Annotated in this window: 31 protein-coding genes and 2 pseudogenes; 19 read left to right on the plus strand and 14 right to left on the minus strand. The window is 66.9% G+C overall.

Annotated elements, in window-relative coordinates; translation table 11 throughout:
• Positions 1-89 precede the first annotated feature (89 nt).
• The 3 genes from O2K97_RS04785 to O2K97_RS04795 all read right to left on the minus strand — a co-directional run bounded on the left by O2K97_RS04785 (position 90) and on the right by O2K97_RS04795 (position 3,015).
• Complete coding sequence (locus O2K97_RS04785; RefSeq protein ID WP_269220665.1) at positions 90-656, minus strand: hypothetical protein; 567 nt, start codon at positions 654-656, stop codon at positions 90-92.
• Between the two features lie 75 nt (positions 657-731).
• Positions 732-1,139, minus strand: a complete 408-nt coding sequence (locus tag O2K97_RS04790) for a CBS domain-containing protein (RefSeq protein ID WP_269220666.1) — start codon at positions 1,137-1,139, stop codon at positions 732-734.
• Positions 1,140-1,200: 61 nt separating this feature from the next.
• Positions 1,201-3,015 (minus strand): vWA domain-containing protein, encoded by a 1,815-nt coding sequence (locus tag O2K97_RS04795; RefSeq protein ID WP_269220667.1) that lies wholly within the window; start codon positions 3,013-3,015, stop codon positions 1,201-1,203.
• 147 nt (positions 3,016-3,162) lie between these two features.
• Here O2K97_RS04795 and O2K97_RS04800 point away from each other — a divergent pair, with 147 nt between their 5' ends.
• Together O2K97_RS04800 and O2K97_RS04805 are read left to right on the plus strand one after the other, a co-directional pair.
• Positions 3,163-3,975 carry an isocitrate lyase/PEP mutase family protein gene (locus tag O2K97_RS04800; protein WP_269220668.1) on the plus strand — a complete coding sequence of 271 codons (813 nt, stop codon included), beginning with the start codon at positions 3,163-3,165 and terminating at the stop codon, positions 3,973-3,975.
• Positions 3,976-4,035: 60 nt separating this feature from the next.
• Positions 4,036-5,898, plus strand: coding sequence for a monovalent cation:proton antiporter-2 (CPA2) family protein (locus O2K97_RS04805; protein ID WP_269220669.1), 1,863 nt, complete (start codon positions 4,036-4,038; stop codon positions 5,896-5,898).
• 3 nt (positions 5,899-5,901) lie between these two features.
• Here O2K97_RS04805 and O2K97_RS04810 read toward each other — a convergent pair whose 3' ends face one another.
• Positions 5,902-6,522, minus strand: coding sequence for a DUF4168 domain-containing protein (locus O2K97_RS04810; RefSeq protein WP_269220670.1), 621 nt, complete (start codon positions 6,520-6,522; stop codon positions 5,902-5,904).
• 214 nt (positions 6,523-6,736) lie between these two features.
• On the opposite strand from O2K97_RS04810, the gene O2K97_RS04815 reads away from it, so the two are divergent.
• From O2K97_RS04815 to O2K97_RS04830, 4 genes and pseudogenes are all read left to right on the plus strand, one after another.
• Positions 6,737-7,765: a S1/P1 Nuclease gene (locus O2K97_RS04815; protein WP_269220671.1), complete on the plus strand. Its 1,029-nt coding sequence runs from the start codon at positions 6,737-6,739 to the stop codon at positions 7,763-7,765.
• Between the two features lie 5 nt (positions 7,766-7,770).
• Positions 7,771-8,547 carry an RNA methyltransferase gene (locus tag O2K97_RS04820; RefSeq protein ID WP_269220672.1) on the plus strand — a complete coding sequence of 259 codons (777 nt, stop codon included), beginning with the start codon at positions 7,771-7,773 and terminating at the stop codon, positions 8,545-8,547.
• Positions 8,548-8,695: 148 nt separating this feature from the next.
• Complete coding sequence (locus tag O2K97_RS04825) at positions 8,696-9,004, plus strand: GIY-YIG nuclease family protein (RefSeq protein ID WP_269220673.1); 309 nt, start codon at positions 8,696-8,698, stop codon at positions 9,002-9,004.
• Positions 9,001-9,111: pseudogene (locus O2K97_RS04830) on the plus strand (hypothetical protein); the annotation flags it as partial. The gene O2K97_RS04825 and the pseudogene O2K97_RS04830, both read left to right, overlap by 4 nt.
• A 235-nt stretch (positions 9,112-9,346) precedes the next feature.
• On the opposite strand, the gene O2K97_RS04835 reads toward O2K97_RS04830, so the two are convergent.
• Positions 9,347-10,180 (minus strand): hypothetical protein, encoded by an 834-nt coding sequence (locus tag O2K97_RS04835; protein WP_269220674.1) that lies wholly within the window; start codon positions 10,178-10,180, stop codon positions 9,347-9,349.
• A gap of 375 nt (positions 10,181-10,555) precedes the next feature.
• On the opposite strand from O2K97_RS04835, the gene O2K97_RS04840 reads away from it, so the two are divergent.
• Positions 10,556-11,107, plus strand: coding sequence for an OmpA family protein (locus O2K97_RS04840; RefSeq protein WP_039244254.1), 552 nt, complete (start codon positions 10,556-10,558; stop codon positions 11,105-11,107).
• A 62-nt stretch (positions 11,108-11,169) separates the two neighbouring features.
• On the opposite strand, the pseudogene O2K97_RS04845 reads toward O2K97_RS04840, so the two are convergent.
• Positions 11,170-11,881 (minus strand): annotated as a pseudogene (locus O2K97_RS04845) (NAD-dependent deacylase).
• Positions 11,882-11,943: 62 nt separating this feature from the next.
• Between O2K97_RS04845 and O2K97_RS04850 the strand changes: the two are divergent.
• From O2K97_RS04850 to O2K97_RS04890, 9 genes are all read left to right on the plus strand, one after another.
• Complete coding sequence (locus O2K97_RS04850) at positions 11,944-13,050, plus strand: S-(hydroxymethyl)glutathione dehydrogenase/class III alcohol dehydrogenase (RefSeq protein WP_269220675.1); 1,107 nt, start codon at positions 11,944-11,946, stop codon at positions 13,048-13,050.
• A gap of 2 nt (positions 13,051-13,052) precedes the next feature.
• On the plus strand, positions 13,053-13,745 hold the full coding sequence (locus O2K97_RS04855; protein ID WP_269220676.1) for an SDR family NAD(P)-dependent oxidoreductase: 693 nt from the start codon (positions 13,053-13,055) through the stop codon (positions 13,743-13,745).
• A 66-nt stretch (positions 13,746-13,811) separates the two neighbouring features.
• Positions 13,812-14,195 carry a VOC family protein gene (locus O2K97_RS04860; RefSeq protein WP_269220677.1) on the plus strand — a complete coding sequence of 128 codons (384 nt, stop codon included), beginning with the start codon at positions 13,812-13,814 and terminating at the stop codon, positions 14,193-14,195.
• A 38-nt stretch (positions 14,196-14,233) separates the two neighbouring features.
• Positions 14,234-14,461 carry a FitA-like ribbon-helix-helix domain-containing protein gene (locus O2K97_RS04865; RefSeq protein ID WP_112863594.1) on the plus strand — a complete coding sequence of 76 codons (228 nt, stop codon included), beginning with the start codon at positions 14,234-14,236 and terminating at the stop codon, positions 14,459-14,461.
• A 112-nt stretch (positions 14,462-14,573) separates the two neighbouring features.
• Complete coding sequence (locus O2K97_RS04870; protein WP_269220678.1) at positions 14,574-14,873, plus strand: type II toxin-antitoxin system VapC family toxin; 300 nt, start codon at positions 14,574-14,576, stop codon at positions 14,871-14,873.
• 1 nt (position 14,874) lies between these two features.
• Positions 14,875-15,714 (plus strand): S-formylglutathione hydrolase, encoded by an 840-nt coding sequence (gene fghA, locus O2K97_RS04875; protein ID WP_269220679.1) that lies wholly within the window; start codon positions 14,875-14,877, stop codon positions 15,712-15,714.
• Positions 15,715-15,740: 26 nt separating this feature from the next.
• A complete protein-coding gene (locus tag O2K97_RS04880) occupies positions 15,741-15,965 on the plus strand; it encodes a hypothetical protein (RefSeq protein ID WP_017504686.1) in 225 nt (74 codons plus the stop codon).
• Between the two features lie 107 nt (positions 15,966-16,072).
• Positions 16,073-16,684 carry a superoxide dismutase gene (locus O2K97_RS04885; protein ID WP_269220680.1) on the plus strand — a complete coding sequence of 204 codons (612 nt, stop codon included), beginning with the start codon at positions 16,073-16,075 and terminating at the stop codon, positions 16,682-16,684.
• A gap of 94 nt (positions 16,685-16,778) precedes the next feature.
• On the plus strand, positions 16,779-17,717 hold the full coding sequence (locus O2K97_RS04890; protein WP_269220681.1) for an MBL fold metallo-hydrolase: 939 nt from the start codon (positions 16,779-16,781) through the stop codon (positions 17,715-17,717).
• Here the strand turns inward: O2K97_RS04890 and O2K97_RS04895 are convergent.
• Entirely contained in the window at positions 17,714-17,935 is a 222-nt protein-coding gene (locus O2K97_RS04895; protein WP_205682714.1) for a hypothetical protein, read from the minus strand. The genes O2K97_RS04890 and O2K97_RS04895 overlap by 4 nt on opposite strands.
• A 250-nt stretch (positions 17,936-18,185) precedes the next feature.
• On the opposite strand from O2K97_RS04895, the gene rpsD reads away from it, so the two are divergent.
• Both rpsD and O2K97_RS04905 read left to right on the plus strand, forming a co-directional pair.
• Positions 18,186-18,803 (plus strand): 30S ribosomal protein S4, encoded by a 618-nt coding sequence (gene rpsD / locus O2K97_RS04900; protein WP_055806141.1) that lies wholly within the window; start codon positions 18,186-18,188, stop codon positions 18,801-18,803.
• A 174-nt stretch (positions 18,804-18,977) separates the two neighbouring features.
• Positions 18,978-19,358: a hypothetical protein gene (locus tag O2K97_RS04905; protein WP_082464942.1), complete on the plus strand. Its 381-nt coding sequence runs from the start codon at positions 18,978-18,980 to the stop codon at positions 19,356-19,358.
• A 51-nt stretch (positions 19,359-19,409) separates the two neighbouring features.
• On the opposite strand, the gene O2K97_RS04910 is transcribed toward O2K97_RS04905, so the two are convergent.
• The gene (locus O2K97_RS04910) at positions 19,410-20,513 is read right to left on the minus strand and encodes an NADH:flavin oxidoreductase/NADH oxidase (RefSeq protein ID WP_269220682.1); all 1,104 of its coding nucleotides are present in this window, start codon (positions 20,511-20,513) and stop codon (positions 19,410-19,412) included.
• A 282-nt stretch (positions 20,514-20,795) separates the two neighbouring features.
• Here O2K97_RS04910 and O2K97_RS04915 point away from each other — a divergent pair, with 282 nt between their 5' ends.
• On the plus strand, positions 20,796-21,206 hold the full coding sequence (locus tag O2K97_RS04915; RefSeq protein WP_269220683.1) for a hypothetical protein: 411 nt from the start codon (positions 20,796-20,798) through the stop codon (positions 21,204-21,206).
• On the opposite strand, the gene O2K97_RS04920 is transcribed toward O2K97_RS04915, so the two are convergent.
• From O2K97_RS04920 to radC, 6 genes are all read right to left on the minus strand, one after another.
• On the minus strand, positions 21,190-21,630 hold the full coding sequence (locus tag O2K97_RS04920) for an acyl-CoA thioesterase (RefSeq protein WP_017504695.1): 441 nt from the start codon (positions 21,628-21,630) through the stop codon (positions 21,190-21,192). The two genes, O2K97_RS04915 and O2K97_RS04920, sit on opposite strands and share 17 nt — an antisense overlap.
• A complete protein-coding gene (gene grxD / locus O2K97_RS04925; protein WP_269220684.1) occupies positions 21,630-21,983 on the minus strand; it encodes a Grx4 family monothiol glutaredoxin in 354 nt (117 codons plus the stop codon). Before grxD ends, O2K97_RS04920 begins: the two co-directional genes overlap by 1 nt.
• A 91-nt stretch (positions 21,984-22,074) precedes the next feature.
• The gene (locus tag O2K97_RS04930; RefSeq protein ID WP_269220685.1) at positions 22,075-22,977 is read right to left on the minus strand and encodes an oxidoreductase; all 903 of its coding nucleotides are present in this window, start codon (positions 22,975-22,977) and stop codon (positions 22,075-22,077) included.
• A gap of 5 nt (positions 22,978-22,982) precedes the next feature.
• Positions 22,983-23,225 (minus strand): BolA family protein, encoded by a 243-nt coding sequence (locus O2K97_RS04935; protein ID WP_055752906.1) that lies wholly within the window; start codon positions 23,223-23,225, stop codon positions 22,983-22,985.
• A gap of 56 nt (positions 23,226-23,281) precedes the next feature.
• Positions 23,282-23,806, minus strand: a complete 525-nt coding sequence (locus O2K97_RS04940; RefSeq protein ID WP_269220686.1) for a GNAT family N-acetyltransferase — start codon at positions 23,804-23,806, stop codon at positions 23,282-23,284.
• A complete protein-coding gene (gene radC / locus O2K97_RS04945; protein WP_112863607.1) occupies positions 23,803-24,540 on the minus strand; it encodes a RadC family protein in 738 nt (245 codons plus the stop codon). The genes O2K97_RS04940 and radC overlap by 4 nt, the downstream gene beginning before the upstream one ends.
• Positions 24,541-24,555: the final 15 nt, after the last annotated feature.

Consider the following 24,555-nt stretch of genomic DNA (forward strand, 5'->3'; position numbering starts at 1 on the left):
CCCTGGCCCTCCGACAAACACTTCGTTGCGGGAATCTAGGCTGCGTCGCGGATTCGTGTCGAGGCTCGGCGCGCGCTTTTAACGGGTTTTTATGCGGCGGCGGGCGCCGTCAGGCGGTCCGGCGCGGGCTCCAGCACACGCGTCACATCCTGCAGGGTGTCGCGCGCCTGTCGGGCCAGGGTCAGGACGGCAGGCGGCGCATCGTCCGGCGTCTCGGCGACCAGATCGACCAGATCCTGGGCGATGCGCATCAACTGCGGCGCAGCGGCGATCAGGCGGGCCTGAAACTCGATATGCTGCGGGTCGCGATCATATTCGGCCCCCGGCACGCGCCAACCGCCCCAGTCCGCCCGATCGGTGACGACGACCGGATAGGTGCCGGGGTGGGGATGATGCAGGCAGTCCTCGGGCAGCTGCCACTTGTTGCGCGCGCGCAGCAGCCGCCACTCGCCAGGCCCCTGATCCGAGGCGGGATCGTCGGCCGCCAGCATCAGTTCATTGGCGGTGAACTCGCGCCCCAGACCGACGTCATAGGTGACGCGCACGGGCTCCTCGAAGCCTTTGGCCCAGACGGGCTGGACCTGTTCGATGAAGGCCCATGCGCCGACGCACTCGACCCAGACCTTCTGACCCTTCTGGAACTGCGCGCGCGCCATGCCACTCTCCGAAACCCGCAGCCAGAATGAATCAAGATCATTGACGGCGGGTGTCGGGGCGCGGTTACGCAGGTCTTAACGTGAGATGCTTTCCAGCGTCTCGCCGGCGTATTTCTCTTTCACGCGCGTCGACAGGTCGCCCAGCGACACCACGCCGACCACGCGGCCATGCTTGTCCACGACCGGGGCGCGACGGATCTGCTTGGAGCCCATCAGGTCCAGCACGATCTTAAGGTCATCGGTGTCCAGCACGGTTTGCGGATCACGCGTGATGAACTCGACCACCGCTGCCGACGGGGCCGCGCCGGTCGCCAGGGCGCGCACCACGATGTCACGGTCGGTGATCGTGCCGATCAGCTGATCGCCGTCCGCCACGGGCACGAAGCCGAAGTCGCCCTTGGCCATGCGGCTGGCCACATCCTGGAGGGTGTCGGCGGGCCGGGCCAGATGCACGTCTTTGGTCATCACGTCGCGGATCTTCATGGCGGGTTTCCTTTGCTTGAAGCGTTGCGCTGAAAACCCGCCGCGAGCGTGGCGGTTCCGGTCAGGGCGTCCGCATAGGGGGAAGGCCTTGTGCCGCCCGCACCAGCTGAACGAACTCGGCCCGGTCGCCATAGGGATCTTCGCCCCTGGCCCCCTGCGCCTGATCGATGATCCGGTCCCAGCCATAGTCGGCCGTCATCCACGGATCGCCCCGCAGCTTCTGACCGAAGCCGGCGACCGCGATGGCCCAGCGCGTGGCCTCGGGCGGCTGGGCGCTGACCGGCTCGCCCGCGCGGTTGTTCAGCGGCTGCTGGATCAGGTCCGAGCGGCTCTGGCCCGGCTGTTTGTAGCGCACCTGGATAAAGCCGATCTCGCCGTTCGGATCGCCGCCGCCGACCCCAATACGGTTGTCGGGATAGCGCCTTTCGGGAACCTGGGTCGGGCCGCCGACGGGGGTGATCTCGTACAGGGCCGTGACGCTGGCGCCGGATCCGACCTCGCCTGCATCGACCTGATCGTTGTTGAAGTCTTCCTCGTTCAACAGCCGGGTCTCATAGCCGATCAGCCGCCATTCGGCGACGCGGGCGGGATTGAACTCGACCTGGATCTTGACGTCGTCGGCGATGGGGAAGGCCCCCTTGTCGAAGGCCGGCCCGAACAGCCGACGCGCATCCCTCAGGTTCCCGACATAGGCCGCGACCCCATTGCCCGCCTGGGCGATGGTCTGCATCCGCGCGTCCTGATAGTTGCCGCGCCCGAAGCCATAGACCGACAAATAGATGCCTGTCCCGCGCTTGTCGGAGACATAGTCCTCCAACCGCTTGTTGTCGGTCACACCGACATTGAAGTCGCCGTCAGTGAACATCAGGATGCGGTTGACCTTGTCGCGGGCGAAGTTCGCCTGGGCCTGGTCATAGGCGTTAGTCATGCCGGTCGCCCCGGCCGTGCCGCCTGAGGCCTTCAGGCTGGCGACCGCGCAGCGCATCTTCAGCTTTTCGTCGCCCTTCGTAGGCTGCAAGGTCGTGCCCGCGCCTTCCGCATAATAGGTCACCGCCAAGGTGTCCTGTGGCCTCAGCCGGTCGATCGCCAGGTTCATCGCCTTCTTGGCCAGGTCCAGCTTGTCGGGACTGCGCATCGAGCCGGAGACGTCGACCAGGAAGGTCAGATTCAGCGGACGCTGCTCGCCCGCCGGCAGTTCATAACCTTGCAGGCCGATGTGCACGATCTGACGCCCGTCAGCCCAGGGCGAGGCCGCGACCGCCGTGGTGATGGCGAAGGGCCGGGTCTGGCTGGTCGGCCGGGCATAGTCATAGTCGAAGGCGTTGATCAGCTCCTCGACCCGCACCGCATCCTTGGGCGGCGCACGACCCTCGTCGATAAAGCGCTTCACGTTCGAATAGGACGCCGTGTCCACATCGATGGAGAAGGTCGAGACCGGCTGATCGCTGGTCCGCTTCACCGGATTGGGCGTCGCGTCGGGATAGCGCTCGGTGTCGACCGGCGCGGGCGCCGGCATGATGGCCGAAACCCGAGAGCCGGTAACGACCACATTCCCCGCCATCGCTGCAGGGGGAGGCGGCGCAGGAGGCGCTGGCGGCGGCGGTGGAGGAGGGGGCGGGGGCGGGGGCGGGGGCGCGCCATACGGAACGCGATCCGCCTTTCGGGTCGGGGGGACGTTCACGGGCGGGGGAGGTGGCGGCGTGGCCACGAAAGCAGGTGGCGGCGGCGCCAGCTCGAACCCCAACGGTCGGCACGCCGCCGGCGTCGGCTCGCCATCCAGCGGCTTGGCCAGGGCGACGCTCGGCACGGCGACCGGCGGCGCGGCGAACGACAGGCTCAGAACGGACAGAGCCGCGATCCTGATGATGCGTGACATGGCTTCCTCCGGTTGTTTCTTGACGCCAGTCGCGGGTCGTCTTGGGGCGAAACTTTGGCGCCGGCTCGGATTCAGGTCGCGTCCGAATATCGCCAGCAGCGAGCGTGGCTTTCATGCCAAACGGCGTCGCCACACAGGGAGATAGGCATGACCGATCAGATTCGACGCGCCGAGGCGTTCAGGGAGCAACATCACAAGGGCTGTCTGATCCTGCCGAATTGCTGGGACGCCGCCAGCGCGCGAATATTCCAGACCACCGGTTTCTCCGCCGTGGCCACGACCAGCGCGGGCGTCGCCTGGGCCTGCGGCGCGCGGGACGGCCAGGGGCTGGATCGCGAGGCGATGATGCGGGAGATCGCGACCATCGCGCGATCCATCGACCTGCCGCTGAACGCCGATGTCGAGGCAGGCTATGGCGCAGCCGCAGCCGATGCGGCCGAGACGGGACGCCAGGCCTGGGCGGCGGGCGCCGTCGGGATCAATTTTGAGGACGCCGATCATGCCGCGCCGGGCGAAGTGATCGAGGTTGGGGCCCAGCAGGCCCGCATCGCCGCCCTTCGCGAGGCCGCGCCTGACCTGCTGATCAACGCCCGGACGGATGTTTTCCTGCTCAGGCTGGGCGACGACGAGGAACAGCGGATCGAAATGGCGATCGAACGGGGGCGCGCCTGGCTGGACGCAGGGGCCGAAGTGGTCTTCCTGCCCGGAACGACGGATCCCGCTGTCGTCCGCAGACTGGCTGACGGAATCGGCGGCCCGATCAGCCTGATGGCGGGCCCCGACGCACCGCCTGCGAAGACTCTGTTCGACGTGGGCGCCTGCCGCATCAGCACCGGCCCCTATCCGATGCTGGCGATGCTTGAGCGGTTAAAGACCTTGGCCGACGGACTGGCCGACGACTGGGCAGTCATGAAGCCTGCCGGAGACGGTCTCACGAAGATCGGATCGGTCTTCGGCTGAACAGGCTCGCAAAATCGGTTCCGCTTCCCCACTATTGTCGTTCGCGGACAGGGGGATGCGATGGCCGAGGCGACGACGGGACTGGATCTGGGCGCGGCGGCCGCTCTGCTGGCCGCAGGCGTGCTCGCCGTGCCGGTGTTCAAGCGCATCGGCCTGGGATCGGTGCTCGGCTATCTGGCGGCGGGCCTGGCTATCGGTCCGTACGGCCTGAAGCTTTTCCGCGAGCCCGAGACCATCCTGCACGTCGCGGAGTTCGGCGTGGTCATCTTCCTGTTCATTATCGGGCTGGAGATGCGGCCCAAACGTCTGTGGGGGCTGCGCAAGGAAATCTTCGGCCTCGGCGCGGCTCAGGTGCTGTTCTGCGGCCTGATTCTGACGCTGACGGCCATGCTGGCCGGGTTCTCAGCGCCGGTCGCCTTCGTCGGGGCCATGGGCTTTGTCCTGTCGTCCACCGCCGTCATCATGCAGATGCTGGAAGAGCGCGGCGAGATCGCGGGCGGGCCGGGCCAGCGGGCAGTCTCCATCCTTTTGCTCGAGGACCTGGCCATCGTGCCGCTCCTGGCCATCGTCGCCGTCCTGGCCTCGGTGCTGGGCGTGGCCAACGAACAGGCGCCGCCCCTTTGGCGGACCGTCGGCTTCGCAGTCACGGCGGTCGGCGGTGTGCTGCTGGCCGGCAAATATCTGGTCAATCCCGTCTTCCGTCTCCTGGCCCAGTACGGCGGGCGCGAGGTGATGACGGCGGCCGCCCTGCTGGTCGTGGTCGGCGCCGCCTGGGCCATGTCGCTGGGCGGCCTGTCCATGGCCATGGGCGCTTTCCTGGCCGGGGTCCTGCTGTCGGAATCCACCTTCCGTCACCAGCTGGAGGCCGACGTCGAGCCGTTCCGCGCCATCCTGCTGGGCCTCTTCTTCCTCAGCGTCGGCATGTCGCTGGACCTGTCGGTGGTGGTCGCCGACTGGCGTCTGGTGCTGGGCGGGGTCGTGGCCTTCATGCTGGTCAAGGGCGTGGGCATCTACGCCGTCGCGCGCCTGTTCAAGGCCTCGCACCATGAGGCGGTCGAGCGTGCGGGACTGTTCGCGCAAGGCGGCGAGTTCGCCTTCGTCCTGTACGGTGCCGCCGTCGCCGCCGGCCTGTTCGACGCCCGCATCGGGGCGATGATGTCGGCGGTGGTCATCCTGTCGATGGCCCTGACGCCCCTGACCTCGCTGTTGATCGCGCGGCTGTCGCCCAAGCCGGTCCAAGACGCCGAAAGCGCCGAGGGCGTCGACTTCGCCAAGGACCTGCGCGGCCAGGTCCTGATCATCGGCTTCGGCCGCTTCGCCCAGGTCGTGTCCCAACCCCTGCTGGCCCGCGACGTGGACGTGTCTATCATCGAGAACGACGTGGAGATGATCCAGGCCGCCTCCCAGTTCGGGTTCAAGGTCTACTACGGCGACGGCGCCCAGCTGCACACCCTGCGCGCGTCAGGCGCGGAGGAGGCCGAGATCGTCCTGGTCTGCGTGGACAAGCCCGAGGCCGCCGACCGCATCGTCGAACTGGTCAAGTCCGAGTTCCCGACCACCCGGATCATGGCCCGCGCCTTCGACCGAGGCCATTCGATGCGCCTGATCCAGGCCGGGGTTGACTACCAGATCCGCGAGACATTCGAGTCGGCGCTCAAGTTCGGCGAGCGCGCCCTGGTCGAACTGGGCTTGGACGAGCATGAGGCGGCCGAGACCATCGGCGACGTGCGCCGTCGCGACGAGGCTCGACTGGACCTACAGCTGACCGGCGGGTTCAAGGCGGGCCGCCAGCTTATGCGCGGCAATATGCCGACACCTCAGCCCGCCCCCTACATCAAGCCCCGCCGCGAAGGCCGTCTGCTGAACGAGGACGAGGCGGGCCCGGCCGCGCCGGACACCCGGCGCGAGCCCGCAGACACCTGATCCCTACTGGCTGGCGCCCTTCTCCAGACGCGCGCCGGCCAGTTGCGCCTTGGCCTGAAGATAGGGCGTCGCGGAGACCAGTTGCGAGATGGCGTTGAAACGCTCGGTCGTCAGGCCGGACGCCTGGACCGCCGCCGTCAATTTGGCGCTCTGCTCGGGCGTCGCCTGGTTGTTCTGCACCTCGGCCGTGACAGCGCGAATCTGCGTCATGGCGGTGACGAAGCGGTTGAGTTCGTCATCGGTCACGGCGGCGGCTGGCGTGCCGGGCGCTGGCGGCGTGGCGTTGACCACCCGAATGCGCGCGGCCAAGGCCGGATCGGCGGCGACGGCATTGGACAGGGTGTTGAAGCGCGTCACCTCCAGCCCCGAATCCTGCACCGCGGCGGCCATCTGCGCCTGCTGTTCCGGCGTCGGCTGGGCGCCGTTCAGCGTGTCGCTGACGGCTCTCACCTTCGCCATGGCGTCGTCGAACTTCTTCAACTCGTCATCGGTGAAGGTGGTCGAGCTGGCCATCGGCGCGGCCGTCGGCGTCTGTGGCGTCGTCGATGCCTCTTGGGCGTGAGCGTTTGCGGCGGTCGCAAGAAGGGCGACGGAAGCAAGAAGGGCGATGCGGGGCGTGCGCATGGGAATGTCCTTTCGGTCTGGCGTCCACTGGAAGGGCCGTCCGACGACGGCGATGACGCAATCACGTCATCGCTCCCCAGGAGCGTGGAGCCTGAAACAGACGAAGGGGGAGCCTTCATAACCTAGGCGCCGATGCGCCTCGCACCACCCCTTGGACGCTGGAGGCGCGATCAAGGATGCGTTAGACGGGCGTGATCCTTGTTGAGGTTTGTCCATGAAACGTCTCGCCATCGCCGCCCTGGCCCTCGTCGCGGTCGTCGCGGTCGCCGCGCCGGCGGTCACCGTCACCGCCTGGGGCAACACCGGCCACCGCCTGATCGGCGTGGCGGCGATGCGGGCTTTGCCAGACGAACTGCCGGCCTTCCTTCGCACCCCCGCCGCCATCGCCGACGTGGGCGAACTGGCGCGCGAGCCCGACCGCTGGAAAGGCGCCGGCCAGCCGCACGACCGCGAGCGCGACACCGCCCACTTCGTCGATCTGGACGACCAGGGCCGCGTCTACGACCAGCGCGGCATGAGCCTCAACGACCTGCCGCGCCTGAAGTCCGAATATGACGCCGCCCTGACCAAGGCCGGACTGGACGTCAACGACGCCGGCTATCTGCCCTACGCCATGATGGACGCCTGGCAGCAGCTGGGCCGCGACTTCGCCTATTGGCGCGTGCTGAACGCCGCCGAGAAGCGCGAGACCAATATGGAGCGTCAGGCCTGGTACCGCGCCGACCGCATCCGCCGCGAGGCCCTGATCCTGCGCGACATCGGCGTCATGGGCCACTACGTCGGCGACGGTTCGCAACCGCATCACACCAGCATTCACTACAACGGCTGGGGCGACTTCCCGAACCCGGCAGGCTTCACCAACTCGCGCCAGACCCACGCCGTGTTCGAGGGCGAGTTCACCAACCGCGTCGCCCGTCTGGACGCGGTCGAGGCCGCCATGCCGGCCGCCAAACTGGACGGTTTCGACGTCAAGGCGCGCACCGTCTCCTATCTGACCACGACCCTGGGCACGGTGATCCCCTTCTATCGTCTGGAGAAGGCCGGAGGTTTCCGCGACAGCGACCCGCGCGGCGCGGCCTTCGTCAATGAACGTCTGGCGGCGGGCGCCGGCGAACTGCGCGACTTCATCGTCGCCGCCTGGACCGCCTCCGGCAGCGCCTCCATCGGCTGGCCCGCCGTCAAGGTCGCCGAGGTCGAGGCCGGAACCGCCGACCCCTGGATCGCCATGGTGGGCGAGGACTGATTGCGTTGTCCGAGCTGACACCTCCCGCCGTCATCCTCGACAAGTCGCAGATGGCCGAGAACATCGGCGCCGTGGCGCGGGTGATGGCCAACTTCGGCCTGTCAGACCTGCGTCTGGTCAGCCCCCGCGACGGCTGGCCCCAGGAACGGGCCTGGGCCACGGCCTCGGGCGCCGACTGGGTGCTGGACGGGGTGCGGGTGTTCGACAGCGCCGCCGAGGCCATCGCCGACCTGAACACCGTCTTCGCCACCACCGCCCGCCCGCGCGAGACGCGCCAGCCCGTGCGCACCCCGCGCGAGGCCAGCCGCGTCCTCTATGACGACACCGCCTCCGGCCTGAAGACGGGCCTCTTGTTCGGCGGCGAGCGCGCCGGGCTGGAAACGACCGACATCGCCCTGTGCGCCGGCATCGTCACCATTCCGATCGACCCGAAGCACCACTCGCTGAACCTGGCCCAGGCCGTGGCGATCAACGCCTATGAATGGCGCACCCTGATCCTGGACGCCCCACCGCCACGCTTTCGCGACAGCGAACCGCCGGCGTCGAACGAGCTGCTGGTCGGCATGTACGAGCATCTGGAGGAAGAGCTGGAAAACGGCGGCTTCTTCTACCCGCCCGAGAAGAAGCGCTCGATGAGCCAGAACCTGCGCGTCATGCTGGGCCGCGCCGCCTTTTCGGAGCAAGAGGTCGCCACCATGCGCGGCGCCATCCACGCCCTGTCGCGCGGCCGCGGCCGGGTCCTGGCCAAGCTGGCGGCCGAACGCGCGGCCAAGGAAAAATAGTCGTCATTCCGGGGCTTCGCGTAGCGAAGAACCCGGAACCCAGGACCGCATCATCGAGCGGGGGACCGCTCTGGGCTCCGGGTTCCGCTGCGCAGCCCCGGAGTGACGTCTATTGTGCAGCTTCAGCCCGCATGCTCAGGTTCTGTACATGAGAGCGGACGCCGTCATCGCCGTGTACATCATGGCGAACTTTCGCAACGGCACGATCTATACTGGCGTCACCAGCGATCTGATGCAGCGGGCATGGCAGCATCGCACTGGCGCCACGCCGGGGTTCGCTTCAGAACATGGTTGCAAGACCCTGGTCTGGTACGAGCAGCATGAGAGCATGATCGAGGCGATCCTTCGCGAAAAGGCGCTGAAGAAGTGGCGGCGGTCCTGGAAACTGGCGTTGATCGAAGCCGCAAATCCGCAGTGGCTCGACTTGGCCGCCCACTGGTATGGCGCCCGCGCATGAAACCTATCCTGATCTATCCGCTGGCGGCCCTGGCGGAGATCGGCGGCTGTTTCGCCTTCTGGGCCTGGCTGAAGCTGGGCCGCTCGCCGCTTTGGCTGGCGCCGGGCTCATCCTGTTCGGCCCGAGAGGCTAGCCAGCCGATCTGCGAGACACGATCGCAGACATTTCAATCCTTTGCCTCGCGTCAGCGTCATCTTCCTGTCCACGCCCTCCGACCGTGCGATCCTGGCTCTGTTCGCCCGCAGCGGATGCATCGCACGGTCGAGGAGGCGCGAGATCAGACGAATTAGACGAATTAGACGGTGTTTTTCCGATGCGACCGTCTGAATGGACGTTGGCGCATCAGCCTGCGCCCAGCAGGTCCGACCAGCGCCAGCTGCCCTTGCCCAGAGCCAGTTGCGCGCCGCCGGGGCGGTCTTCCAGCTTCAGGACCGCGAGGCCCGTCATGCGCTGGCTTTTGCACTCGGCCGGGGCGAAGGCGACTTCCAGGGCGATGGCCTGGCGCACGCCCGCCAGACCCTTGCCCGCCTGGTTGCGGCTTTGCAGCCAGTCGCCGTTCCAGACCAGGATGGCGCGGCCGTTCGCATCCATGTCCTGGGATGCGGCGATGACGGCGCGGCGCACGGCCTGGTCGTCGCGCACCGCGTCCTGGACCCAGCGCACCATGTCGCACGACCCGCCGCCCGAGCCTGAACCCGCGCCGGTCCCTCCCGAACCGCCCGATCCGCCGACGCCTGTTCCGCCGCCGCCGCCCGAACCTGCGCCGACCGTCATGGTGCCGGCGATCTGGGCCGCGCCCAGCAGGGGCAGGGGCGGACCCGGCGGCGCGGGCGCGGCCGGCAGGGGTTCGACGTCCGGCGGGCGTTTGCTCACCACCAGTCGCGGTCGCGCCGCCGCCACGGCCGGCGGTCGCCGCTGGGGCGCGGGCTTGGGCGGCGCAGCCGCCTGGGCGGCGGCGGCCGGCGCGTCGGGCTTGGGCGAGGGGGCAGGCGCGATCACGCGCGCGGGCGGGGGAGGCGGCGGGGGCGGCTCGACCAGTTCGACCATCATCGGCGGCGTCTGCGGCGCCTCGACCATCGGCTCCGCGCGGGCGTGCATCAGCAGCGCCAGCCCCAGATGCGCGGCCAGGATCGGCGTCGCCGCCAGCGCCCAGCGCCGTGTGCGCGCCGCGCTCAATCGCCTATCCGTGATGGGAGTTGAACACGCCGCCGCATGGTCATCGGGACAAAACGCCTGTAAAAACCGCCAGGCTCCGTTGAAAACATTCGGTCGCGTCAGGAAAGTGGCGTCGTCGTGAATACAACCGCGCGACGGCGCAGAGCGGCGATAGATGAGAGTGTCCGCCCTCCGGCATCGGCCGTCGGCGGCGCAACGTCTTCACTGAGGCGATGGTTCCATCCTCATGCAAGAATAACGCGAATATTCGATCTGCTTATGGTCAAGCTGACATGATGCCGCCCAAAGCGCGTCATTACTCCGCCTTGTCTCATACGCCATTTTCATCTTGCGCATGAACTGGGTGTGGCGCTCCCGGCAAGAAGGAGACAGAACTTGAGCAGATCGAAACTCAGGACGGCGGTCGTCGGCGGCGCCCTCATCGCCCTCGGCTTTGCGGCCAGCGGCTGCGCCAGCCATCGTTTCGTGCGTGATCAGGTCGAAGTCGTCGACAACCGCGTGACTACCGTCGAAGGCACCGCAGGCCAGGCCCTGCAACGCGCCAACGACGCGCACAAACTGGCCGAGGGCAAGTTCCTCTATCAGGTCGTGCTATCGGACGATTCCGTAAAATTCCCCACCGACGCGGCGGCCCTGTCGCCCGAGGCCGAGCAGCGCTTGGCCCAGTTCGCCCAGCGTCTGCAGGGCGAGAACAAGAACGTCTATCTGGAAATCCAGGGCTACACCGACTCGACCGGCACGCCCGAGCATAACGACCAGCTGGGCGAGCAACGCGCCGAGGCCGTGCGTCGCTTCCTGAACCGCCAGGGCGTCGCCCTGAACCGCATGGCCACCATCTCCTATGGCCAGGAACAGCCGGTGGCCTCGAACGACACGCCCGAGGGCCGTTCGCAGAACCGCCGCGTGACCATCGTCGTCCTGGCCTAAGCCGCTTTCGACCTCGAACACCGGAACGGCGGCCGCCTTCGCAGCGGCCGCCGTTTTCGTCTCTACAGCGTGTCGAAGAAGGCCGGCACGGCCTGCGTCGCCGGCCCGTAAACGCCTTCGTCAAACAGGCGCCCCCGACGTAGGCTCCAGATTGATCTCCACCGTCCGCGCTCCGGCATATCGCGCCGCCTGCACGAACCCCGCCGCCGGATAGACCGCGCCGGACGTGCCGATGGACACGAACAGGTGGCAGGCCTCCAGCGCCCGCTCGATCCGCTCCATCTGAAGCGGCATCTCCCCGAACCAGACGATGTGCGGCCGCATGACGCCCTCGGGGTGATGCGGCGAGGCCTCATCCGCCGCCATGTCCCCGGCCCAGTCCATCACCACGCCCGACCGGGTGCAGCGGCCTTTCAGCAGTTCGCCGTGCATATGGATCAGCTCGAAACCGGCGGCTGGCGGCGTCTCTTCGTGCGCCCGGTCGTGCAGATCATCGACGTTCTGCGTCACCAGCAGGAAGTCGCCCCGTCACCGCCTCGCCAACGCCGCCAACGCCCAGTGCGCCGCGTTGGGTTGGGTGTCGGCCAACTGCCGCCGCCGCCGCTGATTGTAGAAGTCCTGCACCAGCGCTGGATCGGCGGCATAGCCCTCGGGCGTCGCTACATCCTCGACCCGATGCCCGCACCACAGCCCGTCCGACGCCCGAAAGGTCGGCACGCCGCTCTCGGCCGATATGCCGGCTCCGGTCAGGACGACGAGGTTTGTGTGTGACATGACGGCTTCATACCATCCTGCGCCTGCCCTAGAAGAGGAGGGAATCGTTCAGGAGCCCCGCCATGAAAACCCGCGCCGCCGTCGCCTTCGAGGCCAAACGTCCGTTGGAGATTGTCGAGGTCGATCTGGAGGGGCCGCGCGCCGGCGAGGTGCTGATCGAGATCAAGGCCACCGGCATCTGCCACACCGACGCCTACACGCTGGACGGCCTGGACTCCGAGGGCGTCTTCCCCTCGATCCTGGGGCACGAGGGCGCGGGCGTGGTGGTCGAGGTGGGGCCGGGCGTGACCTCGGTCGCGGTCGGCGATCACGTCATTCCGCTGTACACGCCGGAATGCCGCCAGTGTAAGTCGTGCCTGAGCCGCAAGACCAATCTGTGCACCGCCATTCGCGGCACCCAGGGCAAGGGCGTCATGCCCGACGGCACCAGCCGCTTCAGCTACAAGGGTCAGGCCATCGCCCACTATATGGGCTGCTCCACCTTCTCGAACTATACCGTGCTGCCCGAGATCGCGGTGGCCAAGATTCGCAAGGACGCGCCCTTCGACAAGGCCTGCTACGTCGGCTGCGGCGTGACCACCGGCGTCGGGGCCGTGGTCAACACGGCCAAGGTCGAGCCCGGCGCAAACTGCGTCGTCTTCGGCCTGGGCGGCATCGGCCTGAACGTCATCCAGGGGCTGAAGATGGTCGGGGCCGACATGATCGTCGGCGTGGATATCAACGGCGACAAGGAAGAATGGGGCCGTCGCTTCGGCATGACCCATTTCGTCAATCCTAAGGATGTGCCGGACGTGGTGGCCCATCTGGTCCAGCTGACCGATGGCGGGGCGGACTACACCTTCGACTGCACCGGCAACACGGTCGTCATGCGCCAGGCGCTTGAGGCCTGCCACCGCGGCTGGGGCGAGAGCGTCGTCATCGGCGTCGCCGAATCCGGCAAGGAGATCGCCACCCGCCCGTTCCAGTTGGTGACCGGCCGCATCTGGCGCGGTTCGGCCTTCGGCGGTGCGCGCGGCCGCACCGACACGCCCAAGATCGTCGACTGGTATATGGACGGCAAGATCGAGATCGACCCGATGATCACCCACGCCTTCGCCCTGGACGACATCAACAAGGCCTTCGACCTGATGCACGAAGGCAAGAGCATCCGCTCGGTCGTGGTGTTCTGATCATGGCCGCACGGGCCCCTGGCTCCATCCTGCTGATCGGGGCGTCGCGAGGCCTGGGCCTGGCCTTGGCCGAGGCCTTTCTGGAGAGGGACTGGTCGGTCGTCGCCACCGCCCGATCCGCCGTGTCGCCCCTGCACGCCCTGGCGTCGGACCATCCGACGCTAGAGATCGAGATGCTGGACATCACGGATGGCGAGCAGGTCCGGGCGCTTGCAGAGAGGCTGTCGGATCGACGCTTCGATTGTCTGTTTATCAATGCGGGCGTGGCCGATGCGCCGGCTTCCATCGCCGATACGCCGCTGGATGACTTCACCCGGCTGATGGCTACGAACGCCTGGGCGCCGCTTCAGGTGGTGGAGGCGCTGGGCGACCGTGTCGCGCCAAGCGGCGTGATCGGCGTCATGTCGTCGGGCCAGGGCAGCATCGCCAACAACAACGGCGGCGGCGTCGACGCCTATCGCGCCTCCAAGGCGGCCTTGAATATGCTGATGCGCGGCTATGCCGCGCGTCACACCGATGACCCCCGCGCGCTGTTGTTGCTGGCGCCGGGCTGGATTCGCACCGATCTGGGCGGGCCGGACGCGCCCCATACGATCGAGGACAGCATCCCCAAACTGGTCGAGATGATCCTGGCTCAAAAGGGACAGCCAGGGCTGCGTTATCTGGACCGCGACGGCCGGCCCGTTCCGTGGTGACGGGTTCGTTGCCAAAAGAGACGGTCATGGCTATCGTCTGTCGACCATAGATCAGGAGGGCTCGCCATGTTCACCCACGTCACCGTCGGCGCCAACGACATCGAGGCGTCGCGCCGGTTCTATGACGCCGCGCTGGGCGCGCTCGGCGTCGAGCCGGGCCAGGGGCCGGACCCCAAGGGCCGCTACTGGTGGCGCACCCGCATGGGCGCCTTTGCGATCGGCGCGCCCATCGACGGCGAGCCGGCCTGCCACGCCAACGGCGGCACCATCGGCTTTCACGCCAAGACGGCCGAGATGGTCCAGGCTTTCCACGACGCCGGCGTCGCGGCCGGCGGTCGCGCCATCGAGGATCCGCCCGGCGAACGCAAGGGCCCCTTCGGCCCCATGATCCTGGCCTATCTGCGCGATCCGTCGGGCAACAAGATCTGCGCCATGCATCGGGCGGGTTGAAGCGTTGTCGTCATGCTAGCGCTGTGCTATCATGACGCATGGCTCAAGTTCTTGTCCGCGATCTGGATGATGGCGTCGTCGCCCGCCTCAAGGTGATGGCGAAGGCTCAGAACATCTCCCTCGAGCAGAAGTTCAGGGACATGGCCGTGCGTGAGGCGATGGATGTCGAGGCCCGCTTTGAAGCCGCGTCTCGACGATCCCGCGAGCAGACGCGAGGCTCGTCTCTCGATTCCACGGCCCTGATCCGCGAAGATCGCGATCGGTGAGTGCGGTTTTCGACGCCAGCGTTGTCGTCAAATGGTTCATCGACGATCCACTGGCTGACGACGCGATCGAGGCCCGTCAATCCACGCGTCTCCCGTTGCTCCGGACCTGATGTTGATCGAAGCGGCCAATGTCTTTCGCCGCTACGTGGTTCGTGGCGAACTGGAGGCTTCGTCCGCGACGGAGAACCTGTCCGTCATCCCGCAAGTCGTTGATTTGGCCGATCATCGAGAACTGATCTCTGAAGCCTTCGATCTTGCTTGTGATCTCAATCATTCGATGACCGACTGCCTTTATGCCGTGATGGCGCGGCGGCGAGGTCTGCCTCTCGTCACCGCGGATGCCAAGCTTGCTCGGAAGCTGCACGCGGTCAGGGACATGGACGTTCGTCTCCTAAGCTCGCAGGAAATCTAGCATGACCTTGCAGACCACCAAGACCCACGCCGTCCACGGCGGAACCTTGCGCTATCTGAAGCACGACAGCACAGCGACCGGCACGCCGATGACGCTGTCGGTCTTCACGCCGGCGGGAGAGGGGCCTTTCCCGGTGCTGATCTGGTTGTCGGGCCTGACCTGCACCGAGGATAACTTCACCACCAAGGCGGGGGCCTATCAGGCGGCGGCCGAACACGGCGTCATCATCGTGGCGCCCGACACCTCGCCGCGCGGAGAAGACGTCGCCGACGATCCGGCCTATGACCTGGGTCAGGGCGCCGGCTTCTATGTGGATGCGACGGAGGCGCCCTGGGCGCCGCATTTCCGCATGGAGACCTATGTCACCGAGGAACTGATCGCCCTGATCGACGCCGAGTTTGCGACCACGGGCGTCCGGTCGATCAGCGGCCATTCGATGGGCGGCCACGGCGCCCTGACCCTGGCGTTGAACCACCCCGACCTGTTCCGTTCGGTCTCCGCCTTCGCGCCGATCTGCTCGCCCACACGATGCGCCTGGGGCGAAAAGGCCTTCACCGCTTACCTGGGTGAAGACCGCGCCGCCTGGGACCGTCACGACGCTGCAAAGCTGATGGCAGCCGGCGCGGCGCGCGGCGTCTATGACGACATCCTGATCGACCAAGGGGACGCCGACACCTTCCTGACCGACCAGCTGAAGCCGGAATTTATCCAAGCCGCCGCCGACGCCGCCGGCCAGAAGGTCACGATCCGAATGCAGCCGGGCTACGACCACTCCTACTTCTTCATGGCCAGCTTCATCGCCGACCACATCGCCTTCCACGCCGAACGCTTGAAGACCTGAGCGGTCAGCGATGCTACAGGGCCGGCATGAGCGCTCCTGATCCCTATGAACCGATGTTTTCCGCCCTTTGCCGCGAGGTGGGCTATTGCCTGCACGCCAAGGGTCAGAAGCGGGTGATCGAGGCCCTGCCGAAGGGGCTGGACGCTGCGGTGCGCGCCGTCTTCGCGGCCGAGGGCGTGGATGAACCCAATGCGCCGGGCGATGTGAAGCGGGCCGTTCGCGATTGCCTGAAGGCGAACTTGCCAGCTTGACCGTTACGGGTCGATAAGTCGGAACAAATCCAGGCGCTGTCGCTTGGGTTTCATGAACGGGCGCCTAGATGAGGCGCATCGGAAACTTGTCGCGAGAGGAACCTCCCATGGCCTTCACCCTGCCCCCGCTGCCCTACGCCTATGACGCGCTGGAGCCGGCCATCGACAAGGAGACGATGACCTTCCACCACGACAAGCACCACCAGACCTATGTCGACAATCTGAACAAGGCCGTCGACGCCGACGAGAGCCTGCAGGGCAAGTCGCTGGAAGAGATCTTCACCAGCATCTCCACCGCACCCAAGGCCGTGCGTAACAACGGTGGCGGTCACTGGAACCACAGCCTGTTCTGGGAGCTGCTGGCCCCAGCCGATCAGGCGGGTGAGCCCTCGGCCGAGCTGGAGGCCGCCATCGACGCCGATCTGGGCGGCATGGACAAGTTCAAGGAAGACTTCAACGCCGCCGGCGCCGCGCAGTTCGGTTCGGGCTGGGCCTGGCTGATCGTGCAGAACGGCAAGCTGAAGATCACCTCGACCCCGAACCAGGACAATCCGCTGATGGACGTCGTGGACGAGCGCGGCGAGGTCATTCTGGGCGCCGACGTGTGGGAGCACGCCTACTATCTGAAATACCAGAACCGCCGCGCCGACTATCTGAAGTCGTTCTGGACGGTGGTGAACTGGAATAAGGTCAACGAACTCTACGCCGCCGCCAAATAGGGCCGGTTCAGCCCAGAGATCGAGAGATGACGACGCCCGCCGGAACCTCCGGCGGGCGTTTTCGATTGCGTCATCGCAAACGGAGATCGAAGCGATGCGGATGATGATGACGGGGGCAGCTTTCGCGGCTCTGATGCTGGCGGCCTGTAACCCCAACGCGAACCCGCAGAAGCCCGGCGATTCCGCGCCGCCGAACCCTACCCAGACCGTCGCCGCGCCGGCCGAGAAGCCGGTCTATCGCTTCAAGATCGGCGCGCTGGACGCCATCGCCCTGTTCGACGGCGAGAACCCGGTCAAGAACGACAACCAGACCTTCGGTGTCGGCCTGACGCCGCAGGCGGTCGCCGCGCCGCTCACCGCCGCCGGACAGCCGGCCGATCCGATCATGCTGGAAATCCATCCGCTGCTGCTCAGGAACGGCGTCCGCACGATGCTGTTCGACACGGGCCTGGGCGAGGGCAAGGGCCAGTTGATGGACAGCCTGCAAAAGGCGGGCGTCGACCCGGCCTCGATCACCGACGTGCTAATCTCGCACGGCCACCCGGACCATGTCGGCGGCCTGATCCGAAATGGCGGCCTAGCCTTCCCCAATGCGGCGGTCCGGATGTCGCAGGCGGAATGGGCGTCCATCCGCGCCAATCCCGAGCTGGCCGATCTGGTGCGGATCATCACGCCCAAGGTCCAGGCTTTCGAGCCAGGCGGCGAGGTCGCGCCGGGCGTCCAGTCCCAGGACACGGCCGGCCATACGCCGGGGCACGTCGCCTATCTGATCGCCAACGGCCAGAACCAGCTGCTCTACACCGGCGACCTGATGCATCACTGGATTCTGTCGGTCGAACATCCAGACTGGAAGATCGGCTATGACGACGATCAGGCGGCAGGCCTGAAGGCGCGGCTGGACGAGGTGACGGCGCTGCGCAACTCCGGCGCCCACATCTACGCCTATCACTTCCCGTTCCCGGGCCTGGGCAAGGTCGCGACCCGCGAAGGCCGCGCCATGTTCATTTCGGAAGCGCAGTCTGCGAAGGACTAGATGCGAAAATCCACGCCGTGCCGGGTGCGCGCGTTCATGCGCTCGGCATGGTGCTGGCGGACCATGCGGCGCCGGCGCAGCATCTCGTGGATGCCGTCGGCGAGATCGAGGAGTTGGTGGTCGCTCAAAGGCTCGACCAGATCGACCAGCTGCTTCTTGAGTGTTTCCATGGCCTTGTCGGACAGGCCGGTCTGAAAGCTGTTGGGTTCGGGCTGCATTCCACTCCTCCTTGTCCTCATGCGTGGTTTGGTTGCATCGAAGGAAGGGTGGGGCGACGGGATCGTTCCATGCCATCGTGCTTAACGGCCCGCCGTGCTTGACTCCGCCGCCCTCGCTGGCCATAAGCGCCGCCTTCCACGGGTCCGCTTCGGCGGGGCCGGGATGAATGACGGAAGATGCGTGGACCGCCGTTGAGATCGCATTCCCAATCCAGGGGATGCCGGGCCGTATCGTCGAAAAGAGAATAGAATGTCCAAGCGCCACAGCGCCAAGTACAAGATCGACCGGGCCATGGGTGAGAACCTGTGGGGCCGCGCCAAGTCGCCGGTCAACAAGCGCTCTTACGGTCCCGGCCAGCACGGCCAGCGTCGCAAGTCCAAGGTTTCGGACTTCGGTCTGCAACTGAAGGCCAAGCAGAAGCTGAAGGGCTACTACGGCAACATCACCGAGAAGCAGTTCGCCAAGACCTATGACGAGGCTGCGCGTCGCAAGGGCAACACCTCGGAAAACCTGATCGGTCTGCTGGAATCGCGCCTGGACGCCGTCGTCTACCGCGCCAAGTTCGTCCCGACCGTCTGGGCCGCCCGCCAGTTCGTCAGCCACGGCCACGTCCTGGTCAACGGAAAGAAGGTCGACATCGCCTCCTATCGCGTGAAGCCGGAAGACGTCGTCACCGTGAAGGAAAAGTCGCGCAACATGGCTCTGGTGCTCGAAGCCCAGCAGTCGTCGGAACGCGACGTGCCTGATTACCTGGAACTGTCGGACCGCTCGTTCTCGGTTCGCTACGTCCGCGTGCCTGAACTGTCGGACGTGCCGTACGCCGTGAAGATGGAACCGAACCTGGTCGTCGAATACTACGCTTCGTAAGCGGAGTTTTCTTCAGAGCGGCTATCGGCCTTCGGCCTACTTGAGCCGCTTCTGGATTTGAGTTTGGAGGGCCTCGGATTCGTCCGGGGCCTTTCGTTTTTTATCCTGTTCCCTCCAAGGGCGAACAGGCGCATTCTCGGCCGGTTCAGGCTTTGAGGCAGGGGAGGTCGTCAGTTGCGCGACTCCATCATGAAACGCTTGGCTTTGATCGCCGCCGCATCGGCGGGCCTGGCCGCCTGCGCCAGCCGCGGCGAGCCCACCGTCTCCACCGCGGGAATGCCCGGCGCGCTGGAGCCGATCCACGCCGCCGCCTTCACCAAGGACCAGGCCGTCTTCTGGGTCAGTTCGAACGGCTGCACAGCCAAGGAAGACCTGATCCCGATCGTCAGCCTGCAGGGCGGCAGCGCCGTCATCACTCTGCGCCGCATCGACGAGGACAAGTGCAAGCAGGACCTGGTCCAGGGCGTCGAGCTGAAGTGGTCGTTCGAGGAACTGGGCCTGACGCCCGGCTCGCCCGTCAGCGTCAACAACCCCTATCAAATGCCCCGCTCCTGAAAACGCCGGCCTCCTGTCCGCTGACGGACGCCGCCTGATTGATCGGTAGGGTCAGTGGGCCTTGCCGTACCCCGGCCAATGCGCCTTTCCGGCCCGCTCGTATTGCGGCGGCAGGCCTTCATCCTCGCCCAGGGCGACGGCCGCATGGTGCGCCCAGTGCGGATCGTCCAGCGCGGCGCGGGCGATGGCGATGAAGTCGGCCTGACCCGAACGGACAATCTCTTCGGCCTGCTCAGGATCGAAGATCATGCCGACAGCCATCACATTGGCCTGCGGCGTCGCCGCCTTCACGGCCTGGGCGAACCGCAGCTGATAGCCCGGTTCGCCGCCCGGAATCTTCGCCTGCGCGACGTTCCCGCCCGACGTCAGGTGCAGATAGTCATAGCCCATGTCGTGCAGCGCCTGACCAAGGGCCGTCACCTCGTCCAGGGCGATGCCACCCTCGACCCAGTCCGAGCCGTTGAAGCGTACGCCAAGCGCCTTGGTCCGGGGCCAGGCGTCGCGCAGGGCCTGGGCGACCCGCAGCGGGAAGCGCGCCCGGTTCTCGTACGATCCGCCGAAGTCGTCGGTGCGGTGGTTGGACACCGGCGACAGAAACTGGGTCAGCAGATAGCCGTGGGCGGCGTGCAGTTCGACCAGATCGAACCCGGCCCGGTCCGCCCGCCTCGCGGCGTCCTCGAAGGCGGCGACGACGCGGTCCATGTCGGTCGGGGTCATGGCGGTTGGCGTGTGCCAGTCATCCTTGAACGGTTCGGCCGAGGCGCTGAAGGTTTCCCACGCGCCGTCTTCAGCCTTCAGGGCGCCGCCGCCCTTCCACGGGGCGCTGGTCGAGGCCTTGCGTCCGGCATGGGCTAGCTGGATGCCGATCGGGGTGTCGCTGTAGGTGCGGATGTCGCGGATGATCCGGGCGAAGGCCTCTTCCTGGACGTCGTTCCATAGGCCGGTGTCGTCCGGCGTGATCCGTCCCGCCGCCTCGACCCCCGTCGCCTCGACGATGACCAGTCCCGCGCCGGAGATCGCCAGTCGTCCCAGATGCTGCACGTGCCAGGGCTGGGGCACGCCGTCGATGGCCGAATACTGGCACATCGGCGCGATGGCGACCCGGTTCTTCAGTGTCAGGGGGCCGACGGCGCGGGGCGAGAACAGCTGGCTCATGATAGGCGATCCGTGGGGCAGGAGAGGGGGGACTGTAGCTATGGCGGTTGCGGTCACGTTCAACCCCGATCCTTTCCGATTGTTCACCCAGCTTTCCGATTATTCACGTGTGCACGCCCGGCCCACGCGGCACAAAAGGGTCAAGCTTCAACTGGGGAACACACCAATGCTTCGTCTCGCTCTCGCCATCGCCATCGCCGCACCGCTGCTGTCGGGCTGCATCATCGTCTCGACCGAAAAGCCGACCACGCGCGTCATCACCGCGCCGGCCTCGGGTCAGTGATGCGCCGTCTGGTCAAGGGCCCGATGATCAAGGGCCAGATGATCAAGGGTCTGGCGGTCGCGGCCCTGGTCGCGCCGCTGCTATCGGCCTGCCTCATCTATGACAGCGACGCGGGAGAAAACGTCTCGGTGAACCTGCGCCGCGACGACGCCCCACCGGCCGAGGCCATCCGCGAAGCCCGGTTCGCCGACGGCGCCCTGGTCGCGCGCGTCGATTCGAACGGCTGCACCCAGGCGTCGGATTTCGAGGTGTCGGTATCGGACGGCTCGCCGGCCGAGATCACGCTTCGCCGCACGAAACAGGACCTGTGCAAGGCCCTGGTCACGGACGGCGTCGAGCTGCGCTGGACCTATGCCGACCTGGGCCTGGAGCCCGGCACGGCGGCCCGCATCCTCAATGCGCTGAAGTAGGCGTCTCGAACACGACCAGCATGTCTGGCGGAATGCGCTGCGGTCTCAGGGTCGCAGCGTCCACCAGCACCCATTCGGTGACGCCCTGGGCGCAGACGCGGCCCTGGGCGTCCTCGATCCGGACATAGCGGGTGAAGCGCGGTCCCTGCGGATCTCCGACCCAGGTGCGGGCGACCACGCCCTCTGCGCCCGGCTCGATGCCGCGCAGATAGTCGATCTCATGCCGGGTCGCGACCCACGACCATTTCGCCCGCGTCGCCTCATCGAAGCGCGCATTCCAGTGGGCCGTGCCCGCATCCTGCAGCCAGCCGACATAGACGACGTTGTTGACGTGGCCGTTGGCGTCGATGTGCTCGGGCCGCACGTCCAGCGGCACGACGAAGACCTCGCGGTCCTCGCGCGGCGTGAGGGTCTTCCTAGCCATCAGGCCTCGCCGAGCGGCACGCCCTTCTCGACCATCAGGGCCTGAAGTTCGCCGGCCTGGAACATCTCGCGGATGATGTCCGATCCGCCCACGAACTCGCCCTTCACATAGAGCTGCGGAATGGTGGGCCAGTCGGTGAAGCTCTTGATGCCTTCGCGCAGGGCTTCGTCCTGCAGCACGTCCACGCCCACGAAACCGGCGCCGACATGATCCAGGATCTGCACCGCCAGGGAGGAGAAGCCGCAGCGCGGCTGGTCCGGCGTGCCCTTCATGAACAGAACCACGTCGTTCTGGGCGACGGTTTCGCCGATGAAGGCGTGGACGGGATCGGCGGCTTCGGCGGTGTCGGTCACGGATAAGGGCCTTTCGTGAAGCCCGTCAGCTAGGGAGCCGAACGGGCGCGGTCAAGGCGTCCGCGACGTTCTGCACAGCCGCTGGGGCTGGTCAGGCCGCCTGATTGGCCACGACGCGCGCCATCTCGATCTGCGCGGCTAGGCCCGGCGGCATGTCCCGCTCGGGCGCGGCGGCCAATGTCGCCAACCGATCGGTGTCGGTCGGATTGACGATCACGCTGGATACCGACGGGTCGGTCAGCACGTAGGACAGACAGATCGCCTCGGCCGTCCAGTTATGGGTGCGATAAAGGAACCCGAAGGCGTCCTTCTTGGGCGTATCGACGGGACGCTTGTCCTTGCCGAAGCCGAACAGCCCCTTTTTGAAGATCGGCGCATCGGGCGCTCGCGCGCGCCGGTCGGCGTAGAAATCGTAGGCGAAGACCGCCATGTCCTGCTCGCGCGCCGAGCGGATGCGGTTTCGGATCTTCCAGTCGGCGTTGATGTCGAACGGCGTCAGCAGAGCGTCGAACGCGCCCGTCGACACATAGGCGTCCATCACGTCGCCGCCGCCGGCGATGCCCAAAAGCTTGATCCGTCCGGTGGCGCGCATGGCCTTCAGCGCGCTGAGAGACGATTGCGCCAGTTCGGTCTCGCCCGGCTCGTGCAGCACCGCCACGTCGATCCACCCCAGGCCCGAGAAGTGCAGCACCCGGTCGATGGCCGCCGTCATGCCTTGTGCCGAGAAGTCACGCTGCTGGTCGCGACCGTCGCCGGCGCCCAGGGTCAGGCTGACATAGACCAGCTTGCGATCCACATGCGACAGGGCCTCGCCCAGCACTTCGGCCGCCACCGGGTCGGCGGTCTCCAGCCGATAGCTGTTCACCCCGGCTTCCAGCGCCGAATACAGCAGGTCCAGCCCGGCCTCGCGCCCGCGCTTCAGCACGTCGGCGCCGAAACTCAGCGTCAGGTTGGAGATGGCGGCGCCGGAGACGCCGAAGGGGCGATAGCGCATGGCCTTCAGCCCTCCTTGGCCGGCGCGGAGGTCTCGAGCGCCAGGGCGTGCAGTTCGCCGCCCATCTGACCCTTCAGCGCGGCATAGACCATCTGGTGTTGACGCACGCGCGGCAGGCCGGCGAAGGCGCTCGACACGATCCGCGCGCGATAGTGGTCGCCGTCGCCCGCCAGATCCTCGATCTCGATCTCGGCGTCGGCGAAGGCTTCGACCAGATGCTGGCGCAGCGTTTCCACGGACATGGGCATGGCGGGCACTCACACTTCGTTGGACGCCAGTTTGCCCGATAATCCTTAATGCCGACCTACGGCGCGCGGCCGGGTCGTTCGAACAACTGCACCGGATGATCCTTGTAGGTCGTCGTCGCATAGGGACGAAAACCGACCCGCGCCGCCAGCTTCAGCGAGGCCAGATTGTCTGGCGAGATCATGCAGACGGTTCGCCCCTCCAGTCTCCGGTCGGTCCAGGCAAGCGCCGCCGTCAGGGCCTCGGCCGCATAGCCCCGCCCCTGAAACTCCGGCGCCACGCCCCAGCCCAGCTCCGGCGCATCGAACGGCGGCTCCAGCTCGCGGCGATAGTCGAACACCCCGACGCTGCCCAGATAGGCGCCGCCGTGCCGCAGCCGGACCGTCCAGTTGCCATGGCCCATCGCCGCCCAGTGGCCGAGATCGCGCAGCAGCCGGAACCAGACCTCTTCGCGCCCCAGCGCCCGGCCCATGATGTGGCGGGTGAAATCCTCATCGGACCACAGCGTCAGCAGATCGTCGAAATCCTGTGTCGAGACGGGGCTCATCACCAGTCGCTCGGTCGTCAGAATTCTGTCGGTCACATCAGGCCCAGTTGCTTGAAGCTGGCCACCCCGTCGCGGCCGACGACCAGATGGTCGTGAACCTCGACGTTAAGGGCGCGGCCGGCCTGCACAACCTGTTTCGTGATCTCGATGTCGGCGCGGCTGGGGGTCGGATCGCCCGACGGATGATTGTGCACCAGGATCAGGGCGCTGGCCGACAGCTCCAGCGCGCGCCGCACGACCTCGCGCGGATAGACCGGCGCATGATCGACCGTGCCGCGGTTCTGCACCTCGTCCAGGATCAGCTGGTTCTTCTTGTCCAGATACAACACCCGGAACTGCTCGCGCGGCTCGTGCTGCAGGGCGACGCGGACATAGGCCAGGAGCGCCGTCCAGGACGAGATCACCGGCCGCTTGGCCGTCGGCTCCTTCGCGATCCGCCGCGTCACGTCGAAGATCAGCTGAAGGTCCAGCGCAACCGCCCGCGTCGCCTTGCCGACGGCGTATCCCATCGACCGCGCCACCTGATCCTCGATCGCCTCATGGCTGGCCGCCCCGATCCCCTCCAGCCCTCCGAACCGCGCCAGCAGATCCTTGGCTAGCGGCTTGGTGTCCTTATAGGGCACGCTGCGGAACAACAGCAGCTCCAGCAGCTCATAGTCGGGCAGGGCGCCCAGGCCCCCCTTCGCCGCCCGCTCACGCAGCCGGTCGCGATGACCGCTGTGGCGGGGCTTGGGCTTGTCCCCGACTTCGGACGCCTTGTCGTCGAGCATGATCCCTCCCGCTCA

The sequence above is a fragment of the Brevundimonas vesicularis genome (genome assembly GCF_027105095.1).
Taxonomy (GTDB): domain Bacteria; phylum Pseudomonadota; class Alphaproteobacteria; order Caulobacterales; family Caulobacteraceae; genus Brevundimonas; species Brevundimonas vesicularis_E.

Excerpts from the sequence above, each read along its gene's own strand:
- O2K97_RS04785 (WP_269220665.1), bottom strand. The coding sequence starts at position 656 with ATGGCGCGCGCGCAGTTCCAGAAGGGTCAGAAGGTCTGGGTCGAGTGC.
- O2K97_RS04790 (WP_269220666.1), bottom strand. The coding sequence starts at position 1,139 with ATGAAGATCCGCGACGTGATGACCAAAGACGTGCATCTGGCCCGGCCC.
- O2K97_RS04795 (WP_269220667.1), bottom strand. The coding sequence starts at position 3,015 with ATGTCACGCATCATCAGGATCGCGGCTCTGTCCGTTCTGAGCCTGTCG.
- O2K97_RS04800 (WP_269220668.1), top strand. The coding sequence starts at position 3,163 with ATGACCGATCAGATTCGACGCGCCGAGGCGTTCAGGGAGCAACATCAC.
- O2K97_RS04805 (WP_269220669.1), top strand. The coding sequence starts at position 4,036 with ATGGCCGAGGCGACGACGGGACTGGATCTGGGCGCGGCGGCCGCTCTG.
- O2K97_RS04810 (WP_269220670.1), bottom strand. The coding sequence starts at position 6,522 with ATGCGCACGCCCCGCATCGCCCTTCTTGCTTCCGTCGCCCTTCTTGCG.
- O2K97_RS04815 (WP_269220671.1), top strand. The coding sequence starts at position 6,737 with ATGAAACGTCTCGCCATCGCCGCCCTGGCCCTCGTCGCGGTCGTCGCG.
- O2K97_RS04825 (WP_269220673.1), top strand. The coding sequence starts at position 8,696 with ATGAGAGCGGACGCCGTCATCGCCGTGTACATCATGGCGAACTTTCGC.
- O2K97_RS04850 (WP_269220675.1), top strand. The coding sequence starts at position 11,944 with ATGAAAACCCGCGCCGCCGTCGCCTTCGAGGCCAAACGTCCGTTGGAG.
- O2K97_RS04855 (WP_269220676.1), top strand. The coding sequence starts at position 13,053 with ATGGCCGCACGGGCCCCTGGCTCCATCCTGCTGATCGGGGCGTCGCGA.
- O2K97_RS04860 (WP_269220677.1), top strand. The coding sequence starts at position 13,812 with ATGTTCACCCACGTCACCGTCGGCGCCAACGACATCGAGGCGTCGCGC.
- O2K97_RS04865 (WP_112863594.1), top strand. The coding sequence starts at position 14,234 with ATGGCTCAAGTTCTTGTCCGCGATCTGGATGATGGCGTCGTCGCCCGC.
- fghA (WP_269220679.1), top strand. The coding sequence starts at position 14,875 with ATGACCTTGCAGACCACCAAGACCCACGCCGTCCACGGCGGAACCTTG.
- O2K97_RS04880 (WP_017504686.1), top strand. The coding sequence starts at position 15,741 with ATGAGCGCTCCTGATCCCTATGAACCGATGTTTTCCGCCCTTTGCCGC.
- O2K97_RS04885 (WP_269220680.1), top strand. The coding sequence starts at position 16,073 with ATGGCCTTCACCCTGCCCCCGCTGCCCTACGCCTATGACGCGCTGGAG.
- O2K97_RS04890 (WP_269220681.1), top strand. The coding sequence starts at position 16,779 with ATGCGGATGATGATGACGGGGGCAGCTTTCGCGGCTCTGATGCTGGCG.
- O2K97_RS04895 (WP_205682714.1), bottom strand. The coding sequence starts at position 17,935 with ATGCAGCCCGAACCCAACAGCTTTCAGACCGGCCTGTCCGACAAGGCC.
- rpsD (WP_055806141.1), top strand. The coding sequence starts at position 18,186 with ATGTCCAAGCGCCACAGCGCCAAGTACAAGATCGACCGGGCCATGGGT.
- O2K97_RS04910 (WP_269220682.1), bottom strand. The coding sequence starts at position 20,513 with ATGAGCCAGCTGTTCTCGCCCCGCGCCGTCGGCCCCCTGACACTGAAG.
- O2K97_RS04915 (WP_269220683.1), top strand. The coding sequence starts at position 20,796 with ATGCGCCGTCTGGTCAAGGGCCCGATGATCAAGGGCCAGATGATCAAG.
- O2K97_RS04920 (WP_017504695.1), bottom strand. The coding sequence starts at position 21,630 with ATGGCTAGGAAGACCCTCACGCCGCGCGAGGACCGCGAGGTCTTCGTC.
- O2K97_RS04930 (WP_269220685.1), bottom strand. The coding sequence starts at position 22,977 with ATGCGCTATCGCCCCTTCGGCGTCTCCGGCGCCGCCATCTCCAACCTG.
- O2K97_RS04935 (WP_055752906.1), bottom strand. The coding sequence starts at position 23,225 with ATGCCCATGTCCGTGGAAACGCTGCGCCAGCATCTGGTCGAAGCCTTC.
- radC (WP_112863607.1), bottom strand. The coding sequence starts at position 24,540 with ATGCTCGACGACAAGGCGTCCGAAGTCGGGGACAAGCCCAAGCCCCGC.